We start from the raw sequence: 25,596 nt of genomic DNA on the forward strand, positions 1-25,596 counted from the left end.
CGCCACCCACCCCCCGTTGTTCCGAGTCGCGCCCGGCGGTTCCGCGGATCGCGGCTTTCGGGCGGGGGCGGTCCCCGTAAAAACCGCATGACCCCCACCTTGCAGGAAATACAGGGGCGGCGAAGCGGAAACCTGCCCCTTTCGCAAGAACGCGCTTGAACTAATGGGTAGATATCATCAACTGTTGCTATGGACCCGGGAAAGGGTTCCAGCCAAAACTGTGCCGCGCCAGCCCGTCTGGCGCGGCACTTTTATAATCAGCCATCCATGCGCCGTCCCGCGCGAATCCTTCCGTCACGGTCGCGGAAAACGGATCGCCCGCGGTTGCCGGCAGGGGAGCCGAAGTCGCCGTGAGCATCGCCGACGGCCTGAAGATCGCTTTCGACGTTCATCTCTCCGGCGACCTGGAGCGGGCGGAGGAGTTCTACCGCGCCATCCTGCGCGCCAGCCCGGGTAACCCGATGGCGGCGACGCTGCTGGGGCTGATCCGTTCCCAGCGGACGATGGTCCGCCAAAGCAAGCACAAGGCGCTGTCGCTTCTGCGCAGCCGCGGCTTCCAGCCCGCCACCGTGATCGATGTCGGCGCCCAGACCGGGACTCCGCCGCTCTACGAGGTCTTTCCCGACGCCCATCATGTGCTGATCGAACCGGTGGCGGAGAACGAACCGGCGCTGCAGGCTCTGTGCGGACAGCTGCGCAGTGCCGAGTACCACATCGCTGCCGTCGCCCGCCGGGACGGCACGGTGTCGCTGGCCGTGTCCGAGGACCGGCTCTATTCCTCCATCGTGGCGGAGGCCGTGGCAAAGGCCGTCGCTGGGGCGTCGCCGAGCAGCCTGCCCGACCGGCGCACGGTGCCCGCCGTCTCGCTCGACTGCCTGTGCGCCAGCCGCGGCCATGCCGGGCCGATGCTGGTGAAGATCGACGTCGACGGGCTCGAGCTGGAGGTGCTGGCCGGCGCCGCCACCCTGATGCGGCCGGATGCCGTCTTCGCGATCGAGGCGACGGTGGCCGGTGGCGATGCCCGCCTGCTTCCCATCGTCGACGCCATGGCGGCCAGCGGGTTCCAGGTCTGGGACATCGTCGATCCGCTCTACCGGTCCGGCGACGAGCGGATGTGGCAGGTCGATCTGGTGATGGTCCACCGCGACGGGCCCTACGCCGCCCTTTGATCCTTATGCGGCCTTCCTTATGCCGATGCCCGCTCGCGCAGGGCGCGTTCGAGCCGGTTGAGTGCGTCGTCCCACGAGCCCGGGCGGTCCTGCCGGAAGAGCCGCATGGTCGGATACCAGGGGCTGTCCTCGCGGTCGAGCATCCATCTCCAGTCCGGGGCGAAGGGGACGAGGACCCAGACGGGGACGCCGAGGGCACCGGCGAGATGGGCGACGGAGGTATCGACGCAGACGACGAGGTCGAGACCGGCCATGATGGCGGCGGTGTCGGCGAAGTCCCTGATGTCGGGCGAGAGGTTGAGCAGCGGGAAGCCGCCGGGCGGGTTTGCGGCCTGCCCCTCGGTCGATCCCTTCTGGATGGAGACGAGGCTGACGCCGGGGATGGAGGCCAGCCGGGCGAAGGGGGCGAGGCCGACGGATCGGTTGCGGTCGTTGCCGTGGGTGGGCGATCCGGCCCAGACGATGCCGACCTTCAGGCCGCCCCCGTCCTTTGCCGCTTCCTTCAACCGCCCGCCCCAGTGCGCCACCAAGTCGGGTTCCGCCGACAGGTAGGGAACGCGGGACGGCACGCTTTCCAGCCGGGTGCCGAACAGCGCCGGCAGGCTCAGCACCGGGATCTGAACGTCGAAGTCGGGCAGCGGCTTGCCGGTCTCCACGGCAATGGTGCCGGGCAGGCCGCGCAGCACCGGTAACAGCGCCCCCTGGCATTCAAGATAGATCGGCTGTCCATCGCCGCCGGCCACCCCCCCGGTTGCCCCCTTGCTTGTCCCCTTGATTGACTGGGCCAGCAGCGGCAGATAGCGGACGAACTGCAGCACGTCGCCGAACCCCTGCTCCCAATAGACCAGCAGCCGCCGTCCGCGCAGCGGCGAGCCGTCCCAGCGCGGCTGGATAAAGCTGCGCTGCGGCGAGGGCAGGCGGCCGTGCTTCCAGCGCCATTCATATCCCCGCCAGCCCCGGGCGAAGTCGCCCAGCAGCAGCCTGACCAGGGACTCGTTCCAATGGGCGCCGGCAAAATTCGGGTCCAGCCGGGTCGCACGCCGGAAGGCCGGCAGCGCCTCCCAGAACCGCCCCCTGTCCTTCACCGTCGATCCCAGATTGCTGTAGGCCCCGGTATGCTGTGGGTTCAGCACGATGGCGCGGCGGAAGCGTGCCGCCGCCGCCTCCAGCTGGTTGTCCATGCGCAGCAAGGCGCCATGGTTGTTGGCGATCTCCGCATCGCCGGGCGCCAGGGCCGCCGCGCAGGCGAAAACGTCGCGGGCCTCGTCCGCCCGCTTCAACCGCTCCAGCTGGATGCCCAGCTCGTTGAGGAGGGCGGGCTGGTCGGGTTTCAGCCGGAGTGCGGCACGATAGGCCCTCACCCCCTCCTCCGGCCGGCCGAGCCGGACCATCAGCGCTCCCAGGTTGGTCCAGCCGTTCAACGAGTTCGGCGTCAGGCTCAGGGCGCGGCGGAACAGCGCCGCCGCTTCGCCATCGCGGCCGGCGTCGGCATGCAGCAGCCCCAGATTGTTGACGGCCGGGGCGAACTGGGGATCGGCGGCAACGATCTCGCCATACAGCCGGGCGGCCTCTTCGGCCCGGCCGTTCTGCTGGAACCCGAGCGCCGTGGTGAAGGCTTGCTGGATGTTCATGAAGGACCGCATCGCCCCGGTTGAGGAACCGGTTCCGGAGAGCATCGGGAACCGGCCGGATCAGTAGCAGAGATGGCCTGTGCTGCAAAGGACGGCAGCCTGCCGGAAGACGGCCAAGACAGAGCCGGGGGATGGCCGGGGAGATGGCGGAGCGGTTGGCCGCTTGCATCGCCGCCCGTCCCCGCCCATCAATGGCGCTCGTCGAACGGGGAGTGTGGCGGGCGGCATGGCGCGGCTTCTGCTGATCAATTACGAATTTCCGCCGCTGGGCGGCGGGGCGGCGAATGCCACCGACAACACCGCGCGCGAACTGGCGGCATTGGGCGAGGAGGTGCTGGTGCTGACTTCCGCCTTCGGCGATCTGCCGCGGGTGGAACGCCGGGCCGACGGTGTCGAGATCCGCCGCATTCCCACCCTTCGCCGCCGCCGCGACCGCAGTTCGGTGGTGGAGATGCTGGCCTTCCTCGCCAGTTCCCTGGTGATGGCGCCCTGGATCGCCGCCCGCTGGCGCCCGGATGCCACCATCGCCTATTTCGGCCTGCCCTGCGGTCCTGCGGCCTGGATGGTCAAGGCGCTGTCGGGCGTGCCCTATGTGGTCAGCCTGCGCGGCGGCGACGTGCCGGGCTTCCAGTATGACGGCATCTCGCTCTACCACCGGCTGGCCGGCCCGGTGATCGGCTGGCTGTGGCGCCGCTCCTCCGCCGTCGTCGCCAACAGCGAGGGGCTGGCCGACCTCGCCCGCCGCTTCGCTCCGGACCAGCCCGTCGTCATCATCCCCAACGGCGTCGATACCGTCCGCTTTTCGCCCACCGGCGCGCAGGGCGACGACGACCGCCTGTCGCTGCTGTTCGTCGGCCGCGTGGTGCGGCAGAAGGGGCTGGACGTGCTGTTCGATGCGCTCGCCGGCCTTCCCCCTGAAACGCGCAACCGCGTCGCCCTGACCGTCGTCGGCGACGGCCCCGCCCGGCCGGAGCTGGAGGCGCAGGCCGCCCGGCTCGGACTGTCGGAGCGCATCGCGTTCCGCGGCTGGCTCGGCCGCGACGAACTGCCCGCCGCCTACCGCGCCGCCGACGCCTTCGTCTTCCCCTCGCGCGACGAGGGCATGCCCAACGTGGTCCTGGAGGCGATGGCCGCCGGCCTGCCCGTGGTGGCGACCCGCATCGCCGGCAACCGCGATCTGGTGGTGGAGGAGGAGACCGGCCTGATGCTGGATGCCGACGACACCCCGGCGCTCGCCGCCGCACTCGCCCGTCTGGCCGAAGACCCGGCCTTGCGCCGCCGGCTGGGCGAGGGCGGACGCCGCCGGGTGGTCGATCATTTCTCCTGGCGCGCCGTCGCCGCCGCCTACCGCGACCTGGCGCTCGCCGGGAGCAAAGCGGCGGAGCGGGGCCGGTCGGCGCAGGCGGAGTGAGGCTTTCAGGCTTCTGTGCGCCGTGCGGGGGTGTCTGACAAGATCTCCACGGATTTCACGGATGAAAACACGGATTTCACGGATTTTTTTTGATCTTGGCGACGCCTCCGCTCCTTGACGAAGCCGCCGCCTTGCAACGCCACATCCGTGAAATCCGTGGAGATCTTGCCTGCCGCTCTCCGCCCCTCCAAGGATACGTGCCGCCACGCCCCCCGCTTGACGTGCTGTTGACATCCGGCGGCTTTCGGGAGCGTATGGCGGCGCGGCAGAGCGGATCGGACAGCAGGGGATCGGACAGCGTGGCGGAACCGGTGAAGACGGCGGAGGGCGGGGGCGGCACCCCGGCCGGGACATCCGCCCTGGCCTTCGATTTCGGCGAGAACTGGGACCATTACTCGCGCACCGTGCTGGACGAGCCGCGGCTGGTGGCGGCCATCGACAGCCTGAAGGGGCTGGTCGGGACCGACCGGCTGAAGGACGCCAGCTTCTGCGACGTCGGCTCCGGCTCCGGCCTGTTCACCATCGCCGCCGGCAAGCTGGGCGTTTCCCGTGCGTTGGGCTTCGACGTCAACCCCACCGGGGTCGAGGTCGCCCGCCGCAACCTGGGCCGCTTCGCGCCGGATCTGGCCGACCGCATCGAGTTCCGCCGCGGCTCGGCGCTGGACAGCGGCTTCGCCGGCTCGCTCGGCCGCTTCGACGTGGTCTATGCCTGGGGCTCGCTGCACCACACCGGCTCCATGTGGCCGGCGATCGAGACGGTGGCGCCGCTGGTGGCGCCGGGCGGCACCTTCGTGCTGGCGCTCTACAACCGCCACTGGACCTCGCCGATCTGGACCCTGATCAAGATCGTCTACAATCTGTCGCCGGGCTTCCTGCGGAAAGTCTGGGACTGGACGCTCGGCTCGCTGATGTTCCTGGCGACCTGGGCGATCACCGGGGCCAACCCGCTGCGCAAGGAGCGCGGCATGGAGTTCTGGGTGGACGTGACCGACTGGCTCGGTGGCTACCCCTATGAATATGCCAGTGCCGACGAGGTGCGGACGCGGATGGACGCGCTCGGCTTCGACATGCTGGAGGTCCGTCCGCCGCGCGTGCCGACGGGCTGCAACGAATTCATCCTGCGCCGGAGGCCCGCATGAGCGACGACGCATTCAAGTCCGCCACTTCTCCTCTCGCTGCCGCCGCGGCCGATCACCCGGGGGGCGTCGATTACGACGACAGCTGGGAGCGCCGCTGGAACGACATGCGCAAATACGGCCCGACCGGCCGGCATCTGCGCCGCATCGTCACCGAGATGGTGCGCCCGCTGAACTACGACAGCTTGGCTGACGTCGGCTGCGGCCAGGGCTCGCTGCTCGCCACGCTGATGCCGCTGAAGCCGCAGGCCAGCTACACCGGCCTCGACTTCGCCGCCAAGGCCATCGACGTCGCCCGCCGCCGGGCGCCCAATGCCGAGTTCGGGCTGCTCGACGTCGCTGCCGGCCATCTCGACCGCCGCTTCGACCTGGTGGTCTGCACCGACGTGGTCGAGCATATCGAGGACGATGTAGCGGCACTCCGCAACCTCGCCGCCATGACCGGCCGCTACCTGCTGGTCTCCACCCTGCAAGGGCGGATGCGCGACTTCGAACGCACGGTCGGCCATCACCGCAACTATGCCCGCGGCGAGCTGCAGGCCAAGATCAAGTCGGTCGGGCTGGAGGTCGAGCGGGTGGTGGAGTGGGGCTTCCCCTTCTTCTCGCCGCTCTACCGCAACGTCCTGGGCGCCGCCAGCGGCCAGGGCACGGAAGGCGATTACGGCCCCGGCCGCCGGTTTCTGGCCGAGGCGCTGTACCACATCTTCCGCCTGAACTCCTGGTCGCACGGCGACTACATCTACGTGCTGGCCCGCCGGCCGGGATCGTGAGCGGCCGCCCTCTCCCGCCTCTCGCACAGACTTCGTCTATGCTGAGGGCGTCAGGTGGATCGGAGATCCGCCGAGAACCCCGGGAGAGGGCATAATTTCCTCACGTCACTTCATGACTTCATGAAAAGGCATTCTTAAATGCGTCCCCGCCTGAAAGCCCTGGTCAGCGCGCTGCTGGTCGCCCTGCTGCTGTGGCGGGTCGACGTGGCCGAGGTCGGGCGGGTGCTGGCACTGGCCTCGCCGGGGCTGATGGGGCTGGCGGGCCTGCTGTTCTTCCTGATGCATGTGTTGAATGCGCTGAAGCTGCGGGTGTTGCTGCCGGAGCTGCGGGCGGGGCGGCTGCTCGCCTACACGCTGGTGGCGCAGCTCTATGCGCTGGTCCTGCCGGGCCAACTGGCAGGGGAGGCGGTGAAGGCCTACCGGCTCAGCCGCGACGAAAATCGAGGGGAAGCGGGCGGCGGCCACATCGTCTCGGCGGTCGCCTTCGACAAGGTGACGGGGATCGCCGGGCTGCTGCTGCTGACCGGCGGCGGTCTGGCGATGCAGTCGGCGCGCTTCGGCGATGGGCTGCTGGCGGCGGTCGGGCTGGTGTTCGCCGGGCTGGTTGCGGCGACGGTGCTGCTGGCCTGGGCGCCGGCCCGCGCCCTGCTGCTGGCTCTGCTCGGCTGGCGGGCCGGGCCGAAGCGCGAGGCTTGGCTGCTCGGGCCGCTGCGCAGCTTCCTGGAGGCATGGCGCGGCCAGACGCGCCGGCCGGGGCGGGCCCTGCTGTCGGTCGCCGGCGGCATCGCGGTGCAGCTGGCGGCGGTCGCCGGCAGCCAGGCCCTCGGTCTGGCGGTCGGCATCGACCAGCCCTTTTCGGTGTGGAGCGCGGTGATCGGGCTGATGTCGGTGATCGTGCTGATGCCGGTCACCGTCGCCGGCATCGGCCTGCGCGAGGCGTCGCTGGTCGGCCTGCTCGATCTGGTCGGCGTCCCGCATGCCCAGTCGCTGGCGCTGGGCTTCGGCATCCTCGCCTTCCAGGTGATGGTGGCGATGCTGGGCGCCGTCATCGACCTGACCGTCCTGCGCGAGCAGCGGGCATCGTCCTGACCCGAACGCCTCCGCTTTCCCCTGGTGTTTCGGACTTCCGATCGAACCGCCTGACCGATGCTGCCGGGCATTGCAGGAGAAAGGGATTTTTAAGCGCAGGCTTTGCGCGATGGTTTTTTCAAAGGCCTTGCGCTACTGCTTTTGCAGAATAGTCAAACGTCACCTCTCTCCCGCCCGAAGGATTTGCGATACGTTCGATGTATTCTGTATAGTTCTTCATAAATTTCAGTGACCAGCGGATAAAATATTCCGCAAAACTTCTCATGCGGCTGGGGAAATGGCGAAGATCGTAAAGAACGTCGTTTGCGTTGTGACGCTCAAGGACATCCAGGCCTGGATTCACGCATCGTATGCCGTTCCCCGGCGCATCAAGGCCGAACGCTACATTGTCGTCACCCCTGAAAACTATGTTCCGATCTTCAAGGCGGTGAGCAACCCCCGTTTCGAAGTGATTTCCGAGGCTGCCGCGGCTCCCGACATCGATCTGGACTATGTCGCCAGGCGGATGCCGGAGGGATGCCGGTCCCGGGCCGGCTGGTATTATCAGCAAATCCTGAAAATCAGCAGCCTCCTGCACCTGCCCTCCGCTCCGGACGACGTGCTGCTTATTTGGGACGCCGACACGATCCCGTTGGTCGATCTGAACTTCATCCAGGACGGCAATCTCGTCTATTTCAAGGGGAACGAAAATCACCTCCCCTATTTCCAGACCATCCGGGCTCTGACCGGGCAGGAAAAGCGCGTGGGTTTCAGCTTCATCGCCCAGTGCTTTCCCATCTTCCGGGAGTGGCTCGACGAGTTCGTCGCGTTCATCGAGAACAGGCACGGGAAGCGCTGGTACGACGCCATTCTGTCCGCGACCGACCTGTCCGAAGTTTCCGGCTTCAGCGAATACGAAACGTTGGGGACCTTCCTCGCCAACACCCGGTCCGACCGCCTGTATGTCAACCATACGGCTTGGGAGCGCTTCGGCAGCCGGATCTGCCCGATCGGGCAGGTGCATACGGATGCCCAGGGAAAGGGATACGCCTTCGTGTCCTATGAATCCGGGGCGACTGGCCGGCGCCCTGCGGACAGGCGGCAATTGCCGATGCCGATGCCGATGCCGAGGGACGAGCAGGGTTTCCTCGACCTCTTCTTCGACAGGATGACCGGCTCCCGCGGCGTGGTCCAGATCGGCACCGGCGGCATGATGGATGGCCCGCTTCACCGCCATCTGTCCGACGAACGGCACAACGCCGTTTCCGCCCTGCTGATCGAGCCGCGGGACTATCGTTTCGAGACTCTGTCCAGGCTTCATGCCGTCCGGCCGAACACGCTGATGGTGAGGATAGCGGCGGGCACGAACGAGGGGAGGCGGAAATTCTATCACATCCTCCCGGACATCGTTGATGAGATGAATGGCGACGGGCCGCCGACCAATCGGGCGCACGGACAGGGCAGCTTCCTCCGCGAAAGCATCGAACTCCGGATCCGGGAGAACCAATCCCAAAGCGAGGCCTATCGGTCGAACATCGGCCGTTATCTTGCCGCCATCCACGAAACCGTCGTCAATGTCATGCCGCTGCGGTCCCTTGCGTTGGGCGGGATCGACAATCTGCTGCTCGTCATCGACATGCAGGGGGCGGAACTCAGCGTCCTCCTGGGCGTGGATTGGCGCAAGCGTCCGAACTGGCTGATCTTCGAACAGGATATCGCAGTGGGCTGGTTGATCGAGGAACTCCTCACCGCTCTTGGCTACGTCCACATCTGCGGCACCAAAAACCCTGTCTGGGGGCTGGCGGACGCGCCGGTCGAGTTCGTGGGGTGAGACGGAAAGCCCATCGGGCGGGCATCCCACTCCTCCCGGCGGCGGGCGTGGGATCGCCGCACGGCATCGCGTCCGATCGAGCGGCCATCCCCGTTCCTGCGCCCAATTAGCCGTTGCGCTTGCCGGACCCAGCGGCCATACCATGGCCCGGCATCGCCCCCACAGATGACCAGCAGCCTCCGGACCCGTTCGATGACCCTCCTGCTTGCCCCTGGATCCGCCGCCACGGACACCGGCACGGTTTCCGTCTCGGTCCTGATCCCGGTCTATAACGAGGAGGACAACATCGCCCCTCTGTGCGGCCGGCTGATCCCGGCGCTCGACGGGCTGGGGCGCAGCTTCGAGGTCATCTTCGTCAATGACGGCTCCACCGACGGGACGGAGGCGGAGTTGCAGCGGGTGGCGTCCGACCGGCGCATCCGCGTCATCAACTTCCGCCGCAACGTCGGCCAGACCGCGGCGATGATGGCCGGCATCGACCATGCCCGCGGCGACGTCATCGTCCCGATGGACGGCGACCTCCAGAACGATCCGCAGGACATCGCCGGCCTGCTGGCCAAGCTGGACGAGGGATACGACGTGGTATCGGGCTGGCGCGCCGACCGGCAGGACGGCTTCCTGCTGCGCACGCTGCCGAGCCGGATGGCCAACAAGCTGATCTCCACCATCTCCGGCGTGAAGCTGAACGACTATGGCTGCACGCTGAAGGCCTACCGGCGCCAGATGCTCCAGGGTTACCGGCTCTATGGCGAGATGCACCGCTTCGTGCCGATCTACGCCCGCTGGCAGGGTGCCAGGCTGACCGAGATGCCGGTGCGCCACCATCCGCGCCGCCACGGCCAGTCGAAATACGGGCTGGAGCGGGTTCTGAAGGTCGTGCTCGACCTCGTCGTCGTGAAGTTCCTGACCCAGTACGAGACCAAGCCGATCTACATCTTCGGCTTCGCCGGCCTGATGTTCATGGGGTTGTCGGTGCTGGCCGGCATCTATGCCATCTACCTGAAGCTGGTCGACGGCATCTCCTTCATCCTGACGCCGCTGCCGCTCCTGGTGACGATGGGGCTGGTCACCGGCGTGATGTGCATCCTGATGGGGCTGCTGGCCGAACTGCTGGTCCGCATCTATTTCGAGAGCCAGGGCAAGAGCCACTATTCGATCAAGACCATGCTGAACTTCGACGAGCCGCCCCCGCCGGACCGCAGCCTCCGCGACTGATCGGCCCCGATAAAAAAAGGCCCCGTACCGTTCCCGGTGCGGGGCCTTTTCGCATCAGGGCATCGTCAGGGCGTCGCCGCCATTCCGCCGGGCGGCGTCAGTTCCTTCAGCCCGCCGTCATGGCCCAGCACGAACAGCCGCACCCGCTGGCCGGCCAGCTCGGGCGGAATGGGCAGGGCGAAGCCGCTGTCGGTCATCCGCCCGTCCTTGAGGACCGCCGCGACGTCGGGCCGCGCACCGCCGGTCGGGGCGGTCGCGACGATGCGGTCGCCCACCCCCAGCAGGACGAAGGCGGCAGGCGCCGGCACCGCCGCATCGACCGCCCAGCCGAGTGCCGCCAGCGAGCCGGAGGGAAGCTGCGTGAAGCGGTCGAGCGAGCCGAGCAGCCCGCCGTCGCGCGGCGTCGCTTCCAGCAGCAGCCGGGCCGACGTCTCATCCAGCGTACCGTTCTCCAGCTTGCCCGCTTGCAGCAGGGTGGCCAGCGTTCCCCGCTCCGGCCGGCTCGCGGCGTCGGCCAGGGTCGTCTGCACGAAGTCGGCCTTCAGATCGTAGGCGGCGTGGAGGAAGGGCGCGATGTCGCGCGGCGAGGCGGAGGGGCAGACCAGCGGCTGGCTCCAGTCCATTCCAACAGGTGTGCGGATGGCTTGCAGATAGGTGGCGACGCAGCGCTCCGCCGCCGCGTCACGCTCCGCCACCATGCGGTTGAGGCCGGCGACGCTCCAGTGCCGCCAGAAGGCGTCGGTCCCGGCACCATGGCCGACGGCGAGCGCCGCCGTCAGCACCACACCGGCGGCAGCCCCCGTCCGGCGGCCGGACAGCAGAGTCCAGCCGGCGACCGCGGCGGGGAAGGCCAGCAGCACCGGATAGGCGTAGCGCGGGATGGTGCCGCAGCGCATGGCGTTGGCGATGCCCTCGCCGCACAGCCCGGCCCGGCCCAGCGCCGTGGTCATGGTGACGATCACCGCCCCGGCGATCAGCCCGGCGATGGCCAGGGCGGCGTTGCGGTTCTCCCGCCCGGCGCGGCCCAGCAGCAGGCCCGCCGCCGGGATGAGGCAGAGCGCCAGGGCCGCCGCTCCCGCCGCCAGCGACAGCGGTGCCCCCACCGCCTCCACCGGCAGGCCGGCGGCGGTGGCGAAGGCGCCCAGCTGGAAGGCCCAGAAGCCGCTGTGCCAGGGCAGCACCAGCGGCTGGCCGGTGTGGTTGGCGTAGGAGCCGTGGAAGGTCATCCACAGCATCGCCGCGGTCAGCAGCAGCCCGCCGCCGACCGCCACCAGCGTCCGGCCATCCCGCTCCCCGTCCCGGCGCAGGGCCAGCACCGCCCCGGCTCCCGCCGCCCCCAGGGCATAGCTGGCGCCGAACACCCCGGTCGAACCGAAGGCCAGCAGGAACAGCGTCGCCAGCACCAGCCGCCCGCGGGCCAGCGTGTGGAGGAACAGGAACAGGCAGGTGAAGAAGATCGGCTGGGCCAGCCCCATGTGCTGGTAATAGAAATACTCGTTGTTCAGCGTGCCGGTCAGGAACAGCCCTGCCGCCGCCACCGGCACCCCATCCCAGGCCGAGCGCACGCAGTCCCGCAGCAGCACCAGGGCGTAAGCGGCCAGCATGGCGGCGAAGGCCAGCCAGCCGACCAGCCGGAAGGCGAGGAAATCGACGCCGACGGCCTGCCACAGCCCGTGGGTCAGCAGCTTGAAGAAGGGCGCGACATGGTCGCTGTCCTTGGCGAAGATCGAGTGGAAGGTCAGCGGCTGCTGCACGCCCTGGGCGGTGCCGAAGAAATAGCCCCAGTCGTCCCAATAAGGCAGCCCGGTGCTGGCATGCATGTTCATGCCGAACTGATAGGCGACGATCAGCGCCCCCAGCCCCAGCAGCAGCCCGACCAGGATGCGGGCGAACGACGAACCGCGGCTGGCGGGAGCGTCGGAGCGGGCAGCATCGTGCATGTCCGCTCCCCCGCGCGTTCGGGAAAGCGGACGGTCCAGACTGTCTAAGCTCATCGAGACGCGCTCCCGGAGTGGCGGAAACCCCTGCCTTTAGGCATGGGGACAGCCGAGCCATCGCCACAGGCGGAATGGTTTTGGACGTTAGACAGGTCCATGCTATCTAATTCCACATGGTTGATTATCGGTCGAACAACAACGTCGTCTATTCGTGCAAGTACCATGCAATCTGGTGCCCAAAGTACCGTCGCCCGGTGTTGGTCGATCCGATAGGCGGGCGGCTGAAGGAGATCGTCGCTGGCGTGTGCAAAGAGACGGGCGCCGAGTTGGTCGAAATGGAAGTGATGCCAGACCACGTGCATCTGCTTGTCGGCTGCGACCCACAATTCGGCATTCATCGGCTGGTGAAAGCGATCAAGGGCCGGTCGTCCCGCTTGCTGCGGGACGAGTTCCCCCAACTCAAGTCGCGGCTTCCGAGCTTGTGGACCAACAGCTATTTCGTCTGCACGGTCGGTGGCGCTCCGCTCGACGTAATCAAGCGGTACATCCAAAACCAAAAGAGCGTCTGACCCATGCAGAACCGAGGCTACAAATTCCGGCTGTATGCGACCGCTGAACAGGAAACCATGTTCGGTCAGTACGCTGGCGTTTGCCGCCTCGTTTACAATCTCGGCCTGGAGCAACGCCGCGATTGGTGGCGCCAGTTCAAGGCCAACACCGGAATTGCGATCAGCTATCCGTCGCAGGCTCGCGAGTTGACCGCGCTTCGCGCCGAGTTCGACTGGATCGCCGCCGTGTCGATCATCTGCCAGCAACAGGCGCTCCGCGATCTCGACAAGGCGTTCGGCAACTTCTTCGCTGGCAGGGCCGATTACCCGACACCACGCAAGCGGGGCATGAACGATGCTTTCCGGTTCAGCGGGCGCGATTGCCAGTGGCGCAAGCTGAATGCCAAATGGGCGGTGGTGAAACTGCCCAAGATCGGCGAGGTGAAGTTCCGGCTGACCCGCGACATTCCCGGCACGGTCAAGAACGTCACCGTGACCAGCGATGCATTGGGCTGGCACGTCGTGTTCTCGACCGAGGTCGAACACACCGCGCCTCCGAACTTTGGCCCGGCTATCGGCATCGACCGTGGCGTGGTCCACACCATCGCTCTGTCGGACGGCACATTCCGCAACATGCCGAAGGAGCAGCTGAACCTTTTGGACCGCCGGGCGCGCAAACAGGCTCGCAAGCTGGCGCGGTGCAAGCGCGGATCGAACCGTCGTCACGCTGCGCGCAAGATCCTGGCACGCACCAAAGCGAAAATCGCCCGCATCCGCTTGCACTGGAACCACGAGCGCACCACGGAGATTGCCGCGATGCACAGCGTTGTCGTGCTGGAGGCGCTGAAGACCAAGAGCATGACGGCGAGCGCGGCCGGAACGGTCGATGAGCCGGGGAGGAAGGTGCGGCAAAAGGCGGGGCTGAACCGCGCCATCCTGAACAACGCTTGGCATCAATTCGAGACCCTCCTTTCCTATAAGATCGCCGAACGTGGCGGTGAGTTGCGTAAAGTCAATCCGGCATACACGTCGCAGTGCTGCGCCGAATGCGGGACAATTGATAAAGTAAGTCGCGAGAACCAAGCGACTTTTCGATGTGGACATTGCGGGCATACGGCACACGCCGATACCAACGCCGCCCGCAACATCCTAAGGGCTGGAACACAGCCCGCGCTGAGGTCTTCCGTTAGGAAACCGTTGAGGCGCGAACTGAAGAGAGCGGCATAGGCTGCTCTTGGAAATCCTCGGCTTCAGACGTGGGGAAGATGTTAAGCGGCGTTTTCCATCGGTGCCGGGTTCTGGGCCGGGCGGTCCAGCGCGGTGGCGAGCGCGGTCCAGGCCCACAGCAGGCCGCGGTGGTCGGCCTGTCCGCTGCGGTGCTCGTCCCAGCGCGCCGCCAGCCACTTGCCGTCCACCCCGATGCGCGCGGCTGTTTCCAGCGGCGGCTGGGGAAGGTGGCGCAGCCAGCGGCTCAAGGGGATGCCGAAGCCCTTCTTGGGCCGCGACAGGATCGCCGGCGGCAGCAGCGGGGCCATCGCCTTCTTCAGGATCCATTTGCGGGTGCCGCCCCGGATGCCGTTCGGCTGCAGCTTCACGCCCGCCGGCAGGCGGCTGACGAAGGCGACGAGGTCACGGTCGAGGAAGGGCGAGCGGGTTTCCAGCGAGCAGAACATGCTGGCGCGGTCGGCCTTGATCAGCAGGTTCTCGCCCAGATAGAAGCGGCCGTAGAACTCGATGGAGCGATCGACGTCGTGCCGGCTGGCGCCCGAGCGCCACAGGGCGTCGGCCTCGTCATACAGCTCGTCGGCGGTCAGCTCGACGCCGAACAGCCGCGAGACCTCCTCCACCGACGCCGGACCCAGCCAGGCCGGCATCCAGTGCGCCGGCCGGTGGCCCAGCCCGCGCAGCGCCCGGCGCAGCTTGAAGTCGAAGCTCATGTTGCGGTCCGACCGCGGCAGCCGGTGGGCCACCGCCTCGGCCAGGCGGTGCAGCGGGCGGGGGACGGCATGGTGATAGAGCCGCGCCGTGCGCAGCGCGTCGAAGGTGTCGTATCCCGCGAACAGCTCGTCGCCGCCGTCGCCGGTCAGCGCCACCGTCACCCGTTCACGGGCGAAGCGCGACAGCAGGTGCGTCGGCAGGATGGAGGGATCGGCGATCGGATCGTCCAACCGGCCCAGCAGTTCCGGCAGCATTCCCGCCGCGGTGTCGAGGTTCAGCGTGCGGCAGGCATGGTCGGTGCCGTAATGGCGCGCGGCGTCGGCGGCATAGCCGCTCTCGTCGAAGCTCGGTTCGTCGAAGCCGATGGTGAAGGTCTTCATCGAGGCTGGATCGCGGTGGCGGGCGGCGAGTGCCACGATGGCGGCGCTGTCGATGCCGCCGGACAGGAAGAAGCCGACCGGCACGTCGCTCAGCATGCGGCGTTCCACCGCACGGTCCAGCAGCTCGCGCAGCTCCTCGGCCCACTGGTCGGGACCGCCCGGCGGCTGGTCGTCCACCACCATCCGGTATTCCCAGTAACGGCTGACCGACAGCCGGCGGCTGGCCAGGTCGTAGACCATGCTGCAGCCGCCCGGCAGCTTGCGCACCGCGGCATGGGCGGTCAGCGGCGCCGGGATGAAGCCGTAGGCGAAATATTTGACCAGTGCGGTGCGGTCGAGCGTGTCCGGCACCGACGGGTGCGACAGCACCGCGGTGGCCTCCGACGCGAAGACCAGCCCGTCCGCCGTCTCGGCATAGAACAGCGGCTTCTTGCCGAAGCGGTCGCGGCCCATCACCAGCCGGCCCCGGCGGCGGTCGTGCAGGCAGAAGGCGAACATGCCGTTCAGCCGCTCCAGCATGTCCAGGCCCCATTCCCGGTAGCCGTGCAGCAGCACCTCGGTGTCGGAATGGTCGGTGACGAAGCGGTGGCCGGCCTGCTCGAGCGCGCGGCGCAGCTCCGGCGCGTTGTAGATTTCGCCGTTGTAGACGATGACCAGATCGCCCTCCGCCGTCGCCATCGGCTGGTGGCCGCCCTCGATGTCGATGATGGCGAGACGGCGGAATCCCAGATGAACGGCCAAGGCGCCGCTGCGGTCGACCCCGGCCTTGTCGGCATAGACGCCGTCGTCGTCGGGGCCGCGGTGACGGATGATGCTGGTCATGACGGCGAGGTCGCGCTCGCCGCCGGGTCCGGCGAAGCCGGCGAAACCGCACATGGGGCTGCTCTCCCGAAGGGACTGCCGAAGGTGGCGACGAAGGCTAGGTGTAGCGCCTCGCCCGCCCCTGTGCCATGGCGAAATGCCGGACCCGGGATGCCGATGCCGGGGTGCCGATGGGCGATGTCCGGGAAAGGCGGCGATGGGGCGTGGCGGGAGATGGTACGGAAAGTCGTGGCTTCCGGTTTCGGCTTTGGATTACAGCAGGTGCCACGGACCGCCGCCATGGGAGGCGCGGCTCACATCGGGCTTGACGGGGAAAGACGCGGATGATCGGCGGACCTGTGGATTTGGAAGGTGGCTTCAACCGCATCAGCCCGTGCCGGCACGGGCTGATGGTCTACAACCGCAACGACCGCTATGTCGGCCGTTCGCTCGACCTCTACGGCGAATATGCCGAATATGAGGTGGCCCTGTTCCGCTCGGTCCTGCGTCCCGGCGACGTGGCGGTCGAAGTCGGGTCCAACATCGGCGCCCAGACCCTGCCGCTGGCCCGCATGGTCGGGCCGTCCGGCTCCGTCTTCGCGTTCGAGCCGCAGGAGATGCTGTTCAACATGCTCTCGGCCAATCTGGCCCTGAACGGCGTCACCAATGTGCGGGCCCGGCGCCTGGCGGTGGGGAGCGAGGCCGGCACCGTCCGGGTGCCGACTCTCGACCCGACCTGCTCCAACAATTTCGGCGCCCTCGGTCTGGGCGGCTGGGAGTATGGCGAGCCGGTTCCGGTGGTGACGCTGGACAGCTTCGCCCTGCCGTCCTGCCGCCTGCTGAAGGCCGACGTGGAGGGCATGGAGGAGGCGGTGCTGCGCGGTGCGTCCGGGCTGATCGCGCGCCACCGGCCGGTGCTGTATGTGGAGAACGACCGGCGCGACCGCTCGCCCGCCCCGATCGGGCTGATCCGGTCGATGGGCTACCGGGTCTGGTGGCACACGGCGCGCCTGTTCCACCCCGGCAATTTTGCCGGGAACCCCGTGGACGTCTTCGATGGGGTGGGCGCCGTCAACCTTGTCGCCCTGCCGCCGGGCAGCGACATCCACATCCCCGATCCCGAGATCACCGACGAGCATGACTGGTGGCTGTGAGGCAACTCTCCGCCGTGACCTTTGGAGTCCATTGACGCGCCTGAGCGTCGGTGCTTGACCGTTTTTTCATGGGTTGATTAATAATCTGCCATGGTCCACTCCTGAATTGGAAGAGCTGCGGGAAATGAAAGCTGTAATACTTGCCGGCGGTCTTGGAACGCGGCTTTCCGAGGAAACGGACCTGCGGCCGAAGCCGATGGTGGAGATCGGGGGCAAGCCGATCCTCTGGCACATCATGAAGATTTATTCCTCTCACGGCATCAATGACTTCGTCATTTGCCTGGGTTACAAGGGCTATGCCATCAAGGAATATTTCTCCAGCTATTCTCTTCACAATTCGGACGTGACCATCGACTTGCGGACCAACACGGTCGAGGTTCACCGGCGTCTTGCCGAACCCTGGCGCATCACCCTGGTCGAGACCGGCGAATCCACCCTGACCGGGGGCCGCATCAAGCGGGTGCTGCCCTATCTGGAGGGGGAGGAGGCCTTCTGCCTCACCTACGGCGACGGCGTCGGCAACGTGGACATTTCCGCCTCGGTCGCCTTCCACAAGGCGCATGGCCGCGCTGCCACCATGACCGTGGTGCATCCGCCCGGCCGCTACGGCGTGGTGGAGCTGGAGGGCGACCGCATCTCCGCCTTCCAGGAAAAGCTGCCGGGCGACGGCGCCCGCATCAACGGCGGCTTCTTCGTGCTGTCGCCGACGGTCGGCCGCTACATCGACGGCGACGACACCATGTGGGAGCAGGAACCGCTGCGCGGCCTGGTCGAGGACGGCCAGCTGCATGCCTGGAAGCATGACGGCTTCTGGCAGTGCATGGACACCATCCGCGACAAACGCCTGCTGGAGGATCTGTGGATCGCCGGCAACCCGCCCTGGAAGAGCTGGTAAGAGCTGGTGACCGTCCCGATGAGCGCGAACATGTCTGTGAATGCGTCCTTCTGGTCCGGCAAGTCGGTTTTCCTGACCGGCCACACCGGCTTCAAGGGAAGCTGGCTCGGCTTCTGGCTTTCCGCCATGGGAGCCCGCGTCACCGGCTATGCGCTGGAGCCGCCGACCAGCCCCAGCCTGTTCGAGGCGTCGGGCCTGGGCGAGCGCCTGCACCGCAGCGAGATCGCCGACATCCGCGACCGCGGGCGGCTGGAGGCGGCGCTGTCCGCCGCCCGCCCCGACATCCTCATCCACATGGCGGCCCAGCCGCTGGTGCTGCGCTCCTACCGCGACCCGGTGGAGACCTACGCCACCAACGTCATGGGCACGGTGCATCTGCTCGACGCGGTGCGCCGGGTCGACAGCGTGCGCGTGGTGGTCAACGTCACCAGCGACAAATGCTACGAGAACCGCGAGTGGGTCTGGGGCTACCGCGAGACCGAACCGATGGGCGGCCGCGACCCTTACAGCAACAGCAAGGGCTGTGCGGAGCTGGTGACCGCCGCCTTCCGCCAGTCCTTCTTCCCGCCGGGGGAAAGCCCGGTCGCCCTGGTGTCGGGCCGCGCCGGCAACGTGGTGGGCGGCGGCGACTGGGCGGAGGACCGGCTGGTTCCCGACCTGATCCGCGCCTTCCTGGACGGCCGTCCGGCGGTGGTGCGCAACCGTCATTCAACCCGGCCCTGGCAGCATGTGCTGGACCCGCTGCACGGCTATCTGATGCTGGCCGAAGCCGCCTGGGCCGAGCCGGCGACCCATGCCGAGGGCTGGAACTTCGGTCCGGCCGAGGGCAGTGCCCGCCCGGTCCACTGGGTGGCCGACCGGCTGGCCGCGCTGTGGGGCGACGGCGCCGCCTGGATCGACAACAGCGGTCCCGCCGGCCCGCACGAGAACCGCTTCCTGGCGCTCGACTGCGCCAAGGCGCGGCAGCGGCTGGGCTGGGCGCCGCGCTGGGATCTGGCGGAGACGCTGGCCCGCACCGTCGAGTGGTATCGCGCCTATGGCCGCGGCGGGGACATCCCCGCCCTTATGTCGGCCCAGCTTCTTGCGTATAACGAGGCCCGTCCGGTCGCCTGAGGCAGCCGGCGTCCTTCCGCATCACCGTTCCTTCCGTGAGACCGTCATGACCTCCTCTTCCTCCTCGCCGGCCGTCTCCTCTGCGGCCGGCTCCGCGGATCGCCGGGAAGACCTGCGCCGCCGGATCCTCGATCTGGTGGCCGAATATGCGGAGGTCGCCCATGCCGACCGGCCCTTCGACGCCGAGCGCTCGCCGGTCCCCGTCAGCGGCAAGGTCTATGGCGGCGAGGAGATGGCTCTGCTGGTGGACTCCGCCCTCGATTTCTGGCTGACCACCGGCCGTTTCAACGACGCCTTCGAAAAGCGGCTGGGCGAGTTCCTCGGAGCCCGCAACGTCCTGACGGTCAATTCCGGCTCGTCCGCCAACCTGCTGGCGCTGACCGCGCTGACCTCGCCGCTGCTGGGCGACCGCGCGCTGAATCCTGGCGACGAGATCATCACCTGCGCCACCGGCTTCCCGACCACGGTGAACCCGATCCTGCAGAATGGGATGGTCCCGGTCTTCCTCGACGTCGACATCCCGACCTACAACATGGACATGCGGCTGCTGGAGGACGCGGTGGGGCCGCGCACCCGCGGCATCATGCTGGCCCACACGCTGGGCAACCCCTTCGACCTCGCCGCCGTCACCCGCGTCGCCGAAAAACACGGGCTGTGGGTGGTGGAGGATTGCTGCGACGCGCTGGGCGCGCGCTATGACGGCAAGCTGGTCGGCAGCTTCGGCGATGTCGGCACCCTCAGCTTCTACCCGGCCCATCACATCACGATGGGCGAGGGCGGGGCGGTCTTCACCGGCAACGCCAAGCTGAAGCGCTCGCTGGAATCCTTCCGCGACTGGGGCCGCGACTGCTGGTGCCAGCCGGGCCAGGACAACACCTGCAAGCAGCGCTTCAACTGGCAGCTCGGCGACCTGCCGCACGGCTACGATCACAAGTACATTTACTCCCATCTCGGCTACAACCTGAAGATCACCGACATGCAGGCAGCCGTCGGGCTGGGCCAGATGGACCGGCTGGAGGGCTTCATCGAGGCGCGCAAGGCGAACTTCGCCCGCCTGAAGGCCGGGATGGCCGAGCTGGCCGACATGCTGATCCTGCCGGAGGCGACGCCGAACAGCGACCCGTCCTGGTTCGGCTTCCCCATCACGGTGGCGGCCGGAGCCCCCTTCAGCCGCGACGAACTGACCCGCGAGCTGACCCGCGCCCGCATCGGCACGCGCCAGCTGTTCGGCGGCAACCTGCTGCGCCAGCCCTACATGAAGGGCCGCCCGTACCGCGTCGTCGGCGAGCTGACGAACAGCGACGTCGTCACCGCCCGCACCCTGTGGATCGGCGTCTATCCCGGCCTGACCGCCGCCCACATCGACTATATGCTGGAGGTCATCCGCGGCTTCGTCCGGGCGCGGACGGCCGGCTGAGGACCGCCGGGCGATGCGCGTCCCAATGCGTGTTCTCGTCACCGGCTCCGGCGGCTTCCTCGGCGCGCATGTCGCCGACCGTTTCGCCCGCGCCGGCTGGACGGTGCTGGCCGCCGGCCGGAAGGGCGGCGGCGACTGGCGCCTCGCCCGTCTCGGCGTGGCGGCGGAGCCGGTCCGGCTCGACCTGACGGCGCCGGGGGAGGAGATCGCGGCGGCGGTGGCCGGCGCGCGTCCCGACCTGATCGTCCATTGCGCCGCCTACGGTGTCGATTACCGGTTCCAGGACGTGGCGGCGTCGGCCCGCACCAATCTGGAAGGCACGCTGCATCTGGTGCGCGCGGCGGCCCAGGCGAAAGCCGGCCGCGTCATCCATGTCGGCACCTGCTACGAATACGGCCCCTCCGACCGTCCGATCGGCGAGGACGCGCTGCCGGCCCCGCGCAGCCTCTACGGCATCACCAAGGCGGCGGCGACCCTGGCGGCGCTCGGCACCGCCGCGTCGCGCGGGCTGGCGCTCGCCGTCGTCCGGCCCTTCGGCATGTACGGTCCGCTGGAGAACGACACGAAGTTCGTGCCGATGATCCTGCGCGCCTGCCGCGACGGCCGGCGGACCGAACTGACCGCTGGCGGCCAGCTGCGCGACTACGTTTATGTCGGCGACGTGGCCGAGGCCTGCCTGCGTCTGGCTGAGATGGCGGACTTCCCGGCCGGCGAGATCGTCAATCTCGGCTCCGGCGCGCCGATCACCATCCGTGCCCTGGGCGAGGCCGCGGCGGCGGCCGTCGGCCATGGCGGCGATGCCCTGGTCTGGGGCGCCTTGCCCTACCGCCCGGACGAGGCGATGAGCATCGTTGCCGATGCCGCGAAAGCCGCCGCAAGGCTCGGCTGGCGGGCCTCGACCCCGCTGGACGAGGGGATGCGGCGGGTTCTGGCCTTTCTCGATCCGCCCGAAACTCTGCCTGAAAATTTCGGAGTTCTCCCGTGCGCTACCTGATCACCGGAGGCTGCGGCTTCCTGGGCAGCAACCTCGCCGCCGCCGTTCTGGAGCGTGGCGAGGATCTCTGCGTCTTCGACAATCTGTCCCGCCGGGGCAGCACGCTGAACCTCGACTGGCTGCGCGGCCAGGGCGGGTTCGAGTTCCGCCACGGCGACATCCGCAATCCCAACGACGTGCAGCGCGCGGTGGCGGAGCTGCGTCCCGACGTGGTCTTCCATCTGGCGGGACAGGTGGCGATGACCACCTCGCTGGCCGACCCGCGGCTGGATTTCGAGGTCAACGCGCTGGGCAGCTTCAACCTGCTGGACGCGGTGCGGCGCTCGGCGCCGGACGCGCTCGTGCTCTACAGCTCCACCAACAAGGTCTACGGCGACCTGGAATGGACGCCTTACGAGGAGACGGAGACCCGCTACGTCGCCCCGGCCTTCCCCAACGGCTTTGACGAGACCGCCCCGCTCGACTTCCATTCGCCCTACGGCACCTCGAAGGGCTCGGCCGACCAGATGATGCTGGACCACCACCGGGTGTTCGGGCTGCGCACCGTGGTGTTCCGCCATTCCTCCATGTATGGCGGCCGGCAGTTCGCCACCGCCGACCAGGGCTGGGTCGGCTGGTTCTGCGGTCTGGCGGTCCAGGCCGGGCTCGGCCGGCTGAAGGCCCCCTTCACCATCAGCGGCACCGGCAAGCAGGTGCGCGATGTGCTGCATGCCGAGGACATGAAGACCCTCTATTTCAGCGCGGTGGAGCGGGCCGACGCGGTGGCGGGGCAGGTGTTCAACATCGGCGGCGGCATGGCCAACAGCCTGTCGCTGCTGGAGCTGTTCCGTCTGCTGGAGGAACTGCACGGGGTGGAGATGCGGTTCGAGCGGCTGCCGCCGCGCATCAGCGACCAGCGCATCTTCGTCGCCGACATCGCCAAGGCCCGCCGCCTGCTGGGCTGGGAGCCGAGGGTCAGCGCGCGGCGCGGCGTTTCCGACATGCTGGCCTGGATCGCCGGGCAGGGGTGATAGGGGGCTGGGGGTGGCAAGGCTGAAGCGATGCTGGCCCCCATCGACGCTTCAGGATCGCGCCGATAGCAGCGCGCGGCGCTCTGGAGTGTGATCGGCTCAAGCGGAATCGCTTGAAGCGTGAATCACATGGAAAACCAAAAGCCTAGAGTCTGTCTGGCACTTCAATAGCATCAGGCAGACTCTATATCAGGTTCTTCACCAAGAGCCGCAGGGCTCCGATGTCCACCTGGAAATTCAGGTTTTCCTGTGGAAAGCCTGACATCAGGATGTGGTAGGGAAGCCCCAGCGCCGATGCGAGAATCCAGTAGCAGGGGTGGGGGAAGGTCGGCGCCAATTCGATGACGGGGGTTCCCGGCTGGCAGAACAGCATGTTGGTCATGCCGGCACCGTTGGCGCCGATCAGCAGCCGGGCGCGGGAGAACAGCTGGGCGCGCTGTTCCATCGACAACTCCGAGGATGAGACGCACTCCGCCCCGATGGAATCCATGTAGCTGCGGAGTTCCTCGACATTGTTTTCCCGGCGGGACGTGGCATCGAAGCGGGAGACGTAAAGGATGCGGTCGCTCTGCGCCCGTTCGGGGGCCTTGAAGGCGCGCAGCAGGGCATGCCGGAGTGCCGCGACGTCTTCAGGGGCATAGCCTTTCTCGAAGCCTGGAGCCGCTTGCAGATGGTCCGCCATCACAAGACGATTGTGCGGATAGAGAGCGATCCGATCGTTGATGCCCAAGGCTTCGATGGTCTCCCGGACGAAGGGGATCTGAGCCAGCCGGTCGTTCAACAGGAGGGGACGGCGGCGTTGCCCAAAAGGTCCCGCCCCATAGGAGAGCAGGCGCGGCACGTCATCCATCAGCCAGTGATACACGTTCTGGTGGAAGCTGGCGCTCAGAAGTTGCGCCTCTCCCCGGTGGTGGAGCGGCGGTTCGGTCAAAGGCATCATGGCTCGGCAGTCAGTGGGGCCGAGCCGCTGCACCATGACATTGCCGCTGCCGAGCAATTGGTCTGGATAGCTGAGATCCGCCAGGAAAGCCCGGTTGCGGTCCAACACGCTCAGGTCGAAAAGATGGGCTCCTGCAATTTCATAGATCCTCCGGCCGGCGCTGCCATACCAGTTGGGAAAGGTCTTGTCGGGGGGGATGGCGATGCCTCGTTCGGCAAAGCGTTCGATGGTTGCCCGGACATCGGCGGGGTAGTTCGGCGAATGTTTGAAAGCATGGGCGCCGAAAGCCCGTCCGCTGTCGCCGTCGAGGTTGCGCGGTAGCGGCAGCGGGTGCAGGGACGGCGGGCCGAGCCAACTCCTGGACCAGTCCATCGCCTCCGGGCCGCCATCCGCCACCCTCCCATTCTGCCCGTCGCCAGGGGCGGCATGATTGAAGCGTATCGGGAACCGCCCAGGCATGGAGGTCGGCAGGTCTGCCGGGGCGGCGGGAGAGGCGTCCTGCTCAACCAACTGTCGTGTCAGCCGATTGACGGCTGGCAACGCATCCAGTCCGCTCTTTTTCTGCAGCATGCCTATGACCGCATCGGTCCATGCCTGCGATCCGGCTTCCAGACAGTCAAGGCGCGCCTCGGCTATCCCGACATCGTCCGGGAACAGGGCGGCGGCCTTCTCCAGGATTAGGGCGGCCTCATTGCGGGCGCCCAGCGCAAGCAGCGAACGCGCCAGCAAGGCAAACAGTTCCGGATACGCAATTCCAATGTCGATGGCGGCCTGTGCGAGGGTGCGGACCCCCTGATCATTGCCCAGGGCGCTTAGAGCGCGGCAAGCGCCCAGCAGCGCCTCCATATTGTCGGGAGTGGCTGTAAGCGCCCGCCTGAAGACATCCAGGGCGTCCCCGTGCCGGTTCCGGCGCTCAAGGAGAAGGCCGAGCCTGAGCAGCGTTCTCGTGGAGGCTCCTTGGCCGGCAGCAGCCGTCTCGAAGCAGAGGCGGGCGCAGGTCATGTAGCCCGTATCCATGGCCAATGTGCCCAGGCGTTCCAGCAACAGCCGCCCCTGTGGGCCGGCTGTCAGCGCCGTTCGGATAGTCGCCGCTTCCCAGGGATGGGAGAGGCCATCCTGAGCAAGCACGTCCTTCTCCTGTTCGAAGCGCCGGCCGGCCGGCGTGCCGGCTTTCCTGAACGCGTCCAGATCGCTGAGGAAAGCTGACAATTGGCTGTGCAGGTCGCCCGGCTCCGGAGTGGTCTCTCGGGAGCACGGGTCTGAAGAGGCGGCGATGCTCATGCCCCGATCCGCGCCGCCCGTTCCTGGATATAGGCATTGAAGTCGGCGACGGTGATCAGAGGAAAGTTCCCAATGTATTGAACCGCATCCTGTCCAATCTGTTCGACCAGAAACGTAAAGACCACCAACTCGGTATTCTTGTCGACCATTTTGAGTTCCGGACCATGCTTCTGGCGTAACGTCGTATATATCTTGTTGAGTTGCGCAGCCCGTGTCTGCGGTGATTTCCGGTAATTGGTGACGGTGCCGTTTGCTGTCTGGATTTCCCAATTATGCTCACCATCCCGGATGGTGAGCAGGGGATCGAACAGGAAGCCGAACTTCTGGTCCGACAGGCCGAGATACCAGTGCGCATATTCCTCCGAGCCGCACTCCCAGGATTCGACCATGGCGGGCAGGAGGGCGGCCGTCCGGTAGAGGCCGGTCAGGGTGTTGACGAACAGTGGGGAAGCAGGCGGAAAATGGAGATTGACCGGATTCAGATAATAGGCGTCGACGATCGCTTCGCCACCTTCCCGGATGGTTGTATGGAAGGGGTGCGGATGCGGCCGCCCGTCCATCAGGATATGGTGGGCATTGGAGAAGCAGGCGTTCACCTCCGGTACCCGGTTCAGGAAGTCCACCTTCCGCTGTAGGTTGTCAGGAGACCAAAAGTCATCATCCGCGGTGAAGGTAAAGAATTCTCCTGTAGCAAAGCTGAATGAACGGCGCGCATTGCCATCCATTCCCAGGTTCTTTTCATTCTTGTGATAGCGGATACGCGTATCTTGATAGCTGGAAACGAGATTTTTTGTCTCGTCATTATCAGAGTTGTCGGTAATTATGACTTCATAATTGCCATATGTCTGTGCGAATACCGTGTCGAGTAGCTCTCGAAGCAGACCGGGCCTGTTTCGGGTAGGAATGCAGATGGAAACCAAGCCTTTTTCGGGATGTCCCATGACGTTTCCTTTTGCA

At 67.2% G+C, this 25,596-nt stretch carries 20 protein-coding genes; 15 read left to right on the forward strand and 5 right to left on the reverse strand.

Going from position 1 to position 25,596, the window contains the following annotated elements; translation table 11 throughout:
* Window positions 1–350 precede the first annotated feature (350 nt).
* Entirely contained in the window at window positions 351–1,169 is an 819-nt protein-coding gene (locus tag GBZ48_RS31345) for an FkbM family methyltransferase (RefSeq protein ID WP_174474588.1), read from the forward strand.
* A 17-nt stretch (window positions 1,170–1,186) separates the two neighbouring features.
* Here GBZ48_RS31345 and GBZ48_RS31350 read toward each other — a convergent pair whose 3' ends face one another.
* Complete coding sequence (locus GBZ48_RS31350) at window positions 1,187–2,800, reverse strand: tetratricopeptide repeat protein (RefSeq protein WP_174474589.1); 1,614 nt, start codon at window positions 2,798–2,800, stop codon at window positions 1,187–1,189.
* A 226-nt stretch (window positions 2,801–3,026) separates the two neighbouring features.
* On the opposite strand from GBZ48_RS31350, the gene GBZ48_RS31355 reads away from it, so the two are divergent.
* From GBZ48_RS31355 to GBZ48_RS31380, 6 genes are all read left to right on the forward strand, one after another.
* Window positions 3,027–4,211, forward strand: coding sequence for a glycosyltransferase family 4 protein (locus GBZ48_RS31355; protein WP_174474590.1), 1,185 nt, complete (start codon window positions 3,027–3,029; stop codon window positions 4,209–4,211).
* 254 nt (window positions 4,212–4,465) lie between these two features.
* Complete coding sequence (locus tag GBZ48_RS31360; protein ID WP_174474591.1) at window positions 4,466–5,350, forward strand: class I SAM-dependent methyltransferase; 885 nt, start codon at window positions 4,466–4,468, stop codon at window positions 5,348–5,350.
* The gene (locus GBZ48_RS31365) at window positions 5,347–6,117 is read left to right on the forward strand and encodes a class I SAM-dependent methyltransferase (protein WP_174474592.1); all 771 of its coding nucleotides are present in this window, start codon (window positions 5,347–5,349) and stop codon (window positions 6,115–6,117) included. The genes GBZ48_RS31360 and GBZ48_RS31365 overlap by 4 nt, the downstream gene beginning before the upstream one ends.
* Window positions 6,118–6,255: 138 nt before the next feature.
* Window positions 6,256–7,206, forward strand: a complete 951-nt coding sequence (locus tag GBZ48_RS31370; RefSeq protein ID WP_174474593.1) for a lysylphosphatidylglycerol synthase transmembrane domain-containing protein — start codon at window positions 6,256–6,258, stop codon at window positions 7,204–7,206.
* A gap of 277 nt (window positions 7,207–7,483) precedes the next feature.
* Window positions 7,484–9,016, forward strand: coding sequence for a DUF6492 family protein (locus GBZ48_RS31375; RefSeq protein WP_174474594.1), 1,533 nt, complete (start codon window positions 7,484–7,486; stop codon window positions 9,014–9,016).
* Between the two features lie 192 nt (window positions 9,017–9,208).
* Window positions 9,209–10,231, forward strand: coding sequence for a glycosyltransferase family 2 protein (locus GBZ48_RS31380; protein ID WP_174474595.1), 1,023 nt, complete (start codon window positions 9,209–9,211; stop codon window positions 10,229–10,231).
* 65 nt (window positions 10,232–10,296) lie between these two features.
* Here the strand turns inward: GBZ48_RS31380 and GBZ48_RS31385 are convergent, their stop codons facing one another.
* Window positions 10,297–12,171 carry a hypothetical protein gene (locus tag GBZ48_RS31385; RefSeq protein WP_246307589.1) on the reverse strand — a complete coding sequence of 625 codons (1,875 nt, stop codon included), beginning with the start codon at window positions 12,169–12,171 and terminating at the stop codon, window positions 10,297–10,299.
* Window positions 12,172–12,341: 170 nt separating this feature from the next.
* Between GBZ48_RS31385 and tnpA the strand changes: the two genes are divergently transcribed.
* Entirely contained in the window at window positions 12,342–12,737 is a 396-nt protein-coding gene (tnpA, locus tag GBZ48_RS31390) for an IS200/IS605 family transposase (protein WP_174474597.1), read from the forward strand.
* A 3-nt stretch (window positions 12,738–12,740) separates the two neighbouring features.
* Window positions 12,741–13,943: an RNA-guided endonuclease InsQ/TnpB family protein gene (locus tag GBZ48_RS31395; protein ID WP_174474598.1), complete on the forward strand. Its 1,203-nt coding sequence runs from the start codon at window positions 12,741–12,743 to the stop codon at window positions 13,941–13,943.
* A 41-nt stretch (window positions 13,944–13,984) separates the two neighbouring features.
* Here GBZ48_RS31395 and asnB read toward each other — a convergent pair whose 3' ends face one another.
* Window positions 13,985–15,910 (reverse strand): asparagine synthase (glutamine-hydrolyzing), encoded by a 1,926-nt coding sequence (asnB, locus tag GBZ48_RS31400; RefSeq protein WP_174474599.1) that lies wholly within the window; start codon window positions 15,908–15,910, stop codon window positions 13,985–13,987.
* A 269-nt stretch (window positions 15,911–16,179) separates the two neighbouring features.
* Here asnB and GBZ48_RS31405 point away from each other — a divergent pair, with 269 nt between their 5' ends.
* From GBZ48_RS31405 to GBZ48_RS31430, 6 genes are all read left to right on the forward strand, one after another.
* Window positions 16,180–16,989, forward strand: a complete 810-nt coding sequence (locus GBZ48_RS31405; RefSeq protein ID WP_174474600.1) for an FkbM family methyltransferase — start codon at window positions 16,180–16,182, stop codon at window positions 16,987–16,989.
* A gap of 124 nt (window positions 16,990–17,113) precedes the next feature.
* Window positions 17,114–17,884 (forward strand): glucose-1-phosphate cytidylyltransferase, encoded by a 771-nt coding sequence (rfbF, locus tag GBZ48_RS31410; RefSeq protein WP_174474601.1) that lies wholly within the window; start codon window positions 17,114–17,116, stop codon window positions 17,882–17,884.
* A gap of 30 nt (window positions 17,885–17,914) precedes the next feature.
* Complete coding sequence (gene rfbG, locus GBZ48_RS31415; RefSeq protein ID WP_209798317.1) at window positions 17,915–18,997, forward strand: CDP-glucose 4,6-dehydratase; 1,083 nt, start codon at window positions 17,915–17,917, stop codon at window positions 18,995–18,997.
* 46 nt (window positions 18,998–19,043) lie between these two features.
* The gene (rfbH, locus tag GBZ48_RS31420) at window positions 19,044–20,414 is read left to right on the forward strand and encodes a lipopolysaccharide biosynthesis protein RfbH (protein ID WP_174474603.1); all 1,371 of its coding nucleotides are present in this window, start codon (window positions 19,044–19,046) and stop codon (window positions 20,412–20,414) included.
* Between the two features lie 25 nt (window positions 20,415–20,439).
* Entirely contained in the window at window positions 20,440–21,408 is a 969-nt protein-coding gene (locus tag GBZ48_RS31425; RefSeq protein WP_174474604.1) for an NAD-dependent epimerase/dehydratase family protein, read from the forward strand.
* Window positions 21,396–22,418 (forward strand): GDP-mannose 4,6-dehydratase, encoded by a 1,023-nt coding sequence (locus tag GBZ48_RS31430; protein WP_174474605.1) that lies wholly within the window; start codon window positions 21,396–21,398, stop codon window positions 22,416–22,418. Before GBZ48_RS31425 ends, GBZ48_RS31430 begins: the two co-directional genes overlap by 13 nt.
* Before the next feature lie 184 nt (window positions 22,419–22,602).
* On the opposite strand, the gene GBZ48_RS31435 is transcribed toward GBZ48_RS31430, so the two are convergent.
* Window positions 22,603–24,639 (reverse strand): glycosyltransferase family 61 protein, encoded by a 2,037-nt coding sequence (locus GBZ48_RS31435; protein ID WP_174474606.1) that lies wholly within the window; start codon window positions 24,637–24,639, stop codon window positions 22,603–22,605.
* The gene (locus GBZ48_RS31440; RefSeq protein WP_174474607.1) at window positions 24,636–25,580 is read right to left on the reverse strand and encodes a glycosyltransferase family 2 protein; all 945 of its coding nucleotides are present in this window, start codon (window positions 25,578–25,580) and stop codon (window positions 24,636–24,638) included. The genes GBZ48_RS31435 and GBZ48_RS31440 overlap by 4 nt, the downstream gene beginning before the upstream one ends.
* Between the last annotated feature and the right edge of the window lie 16 nt (window positions 25,581–25,596).

The organism is Azospirillum melinis (genome assembly GCF_013340935.1).
In the GTDB taxonomy this organism is placed as follows: Bacteria; Pseudomonadota; Alphaproteobacteria; order Azospirillales; family Azospirillaceae; genus Azospirillum; species Azospirillum melinis.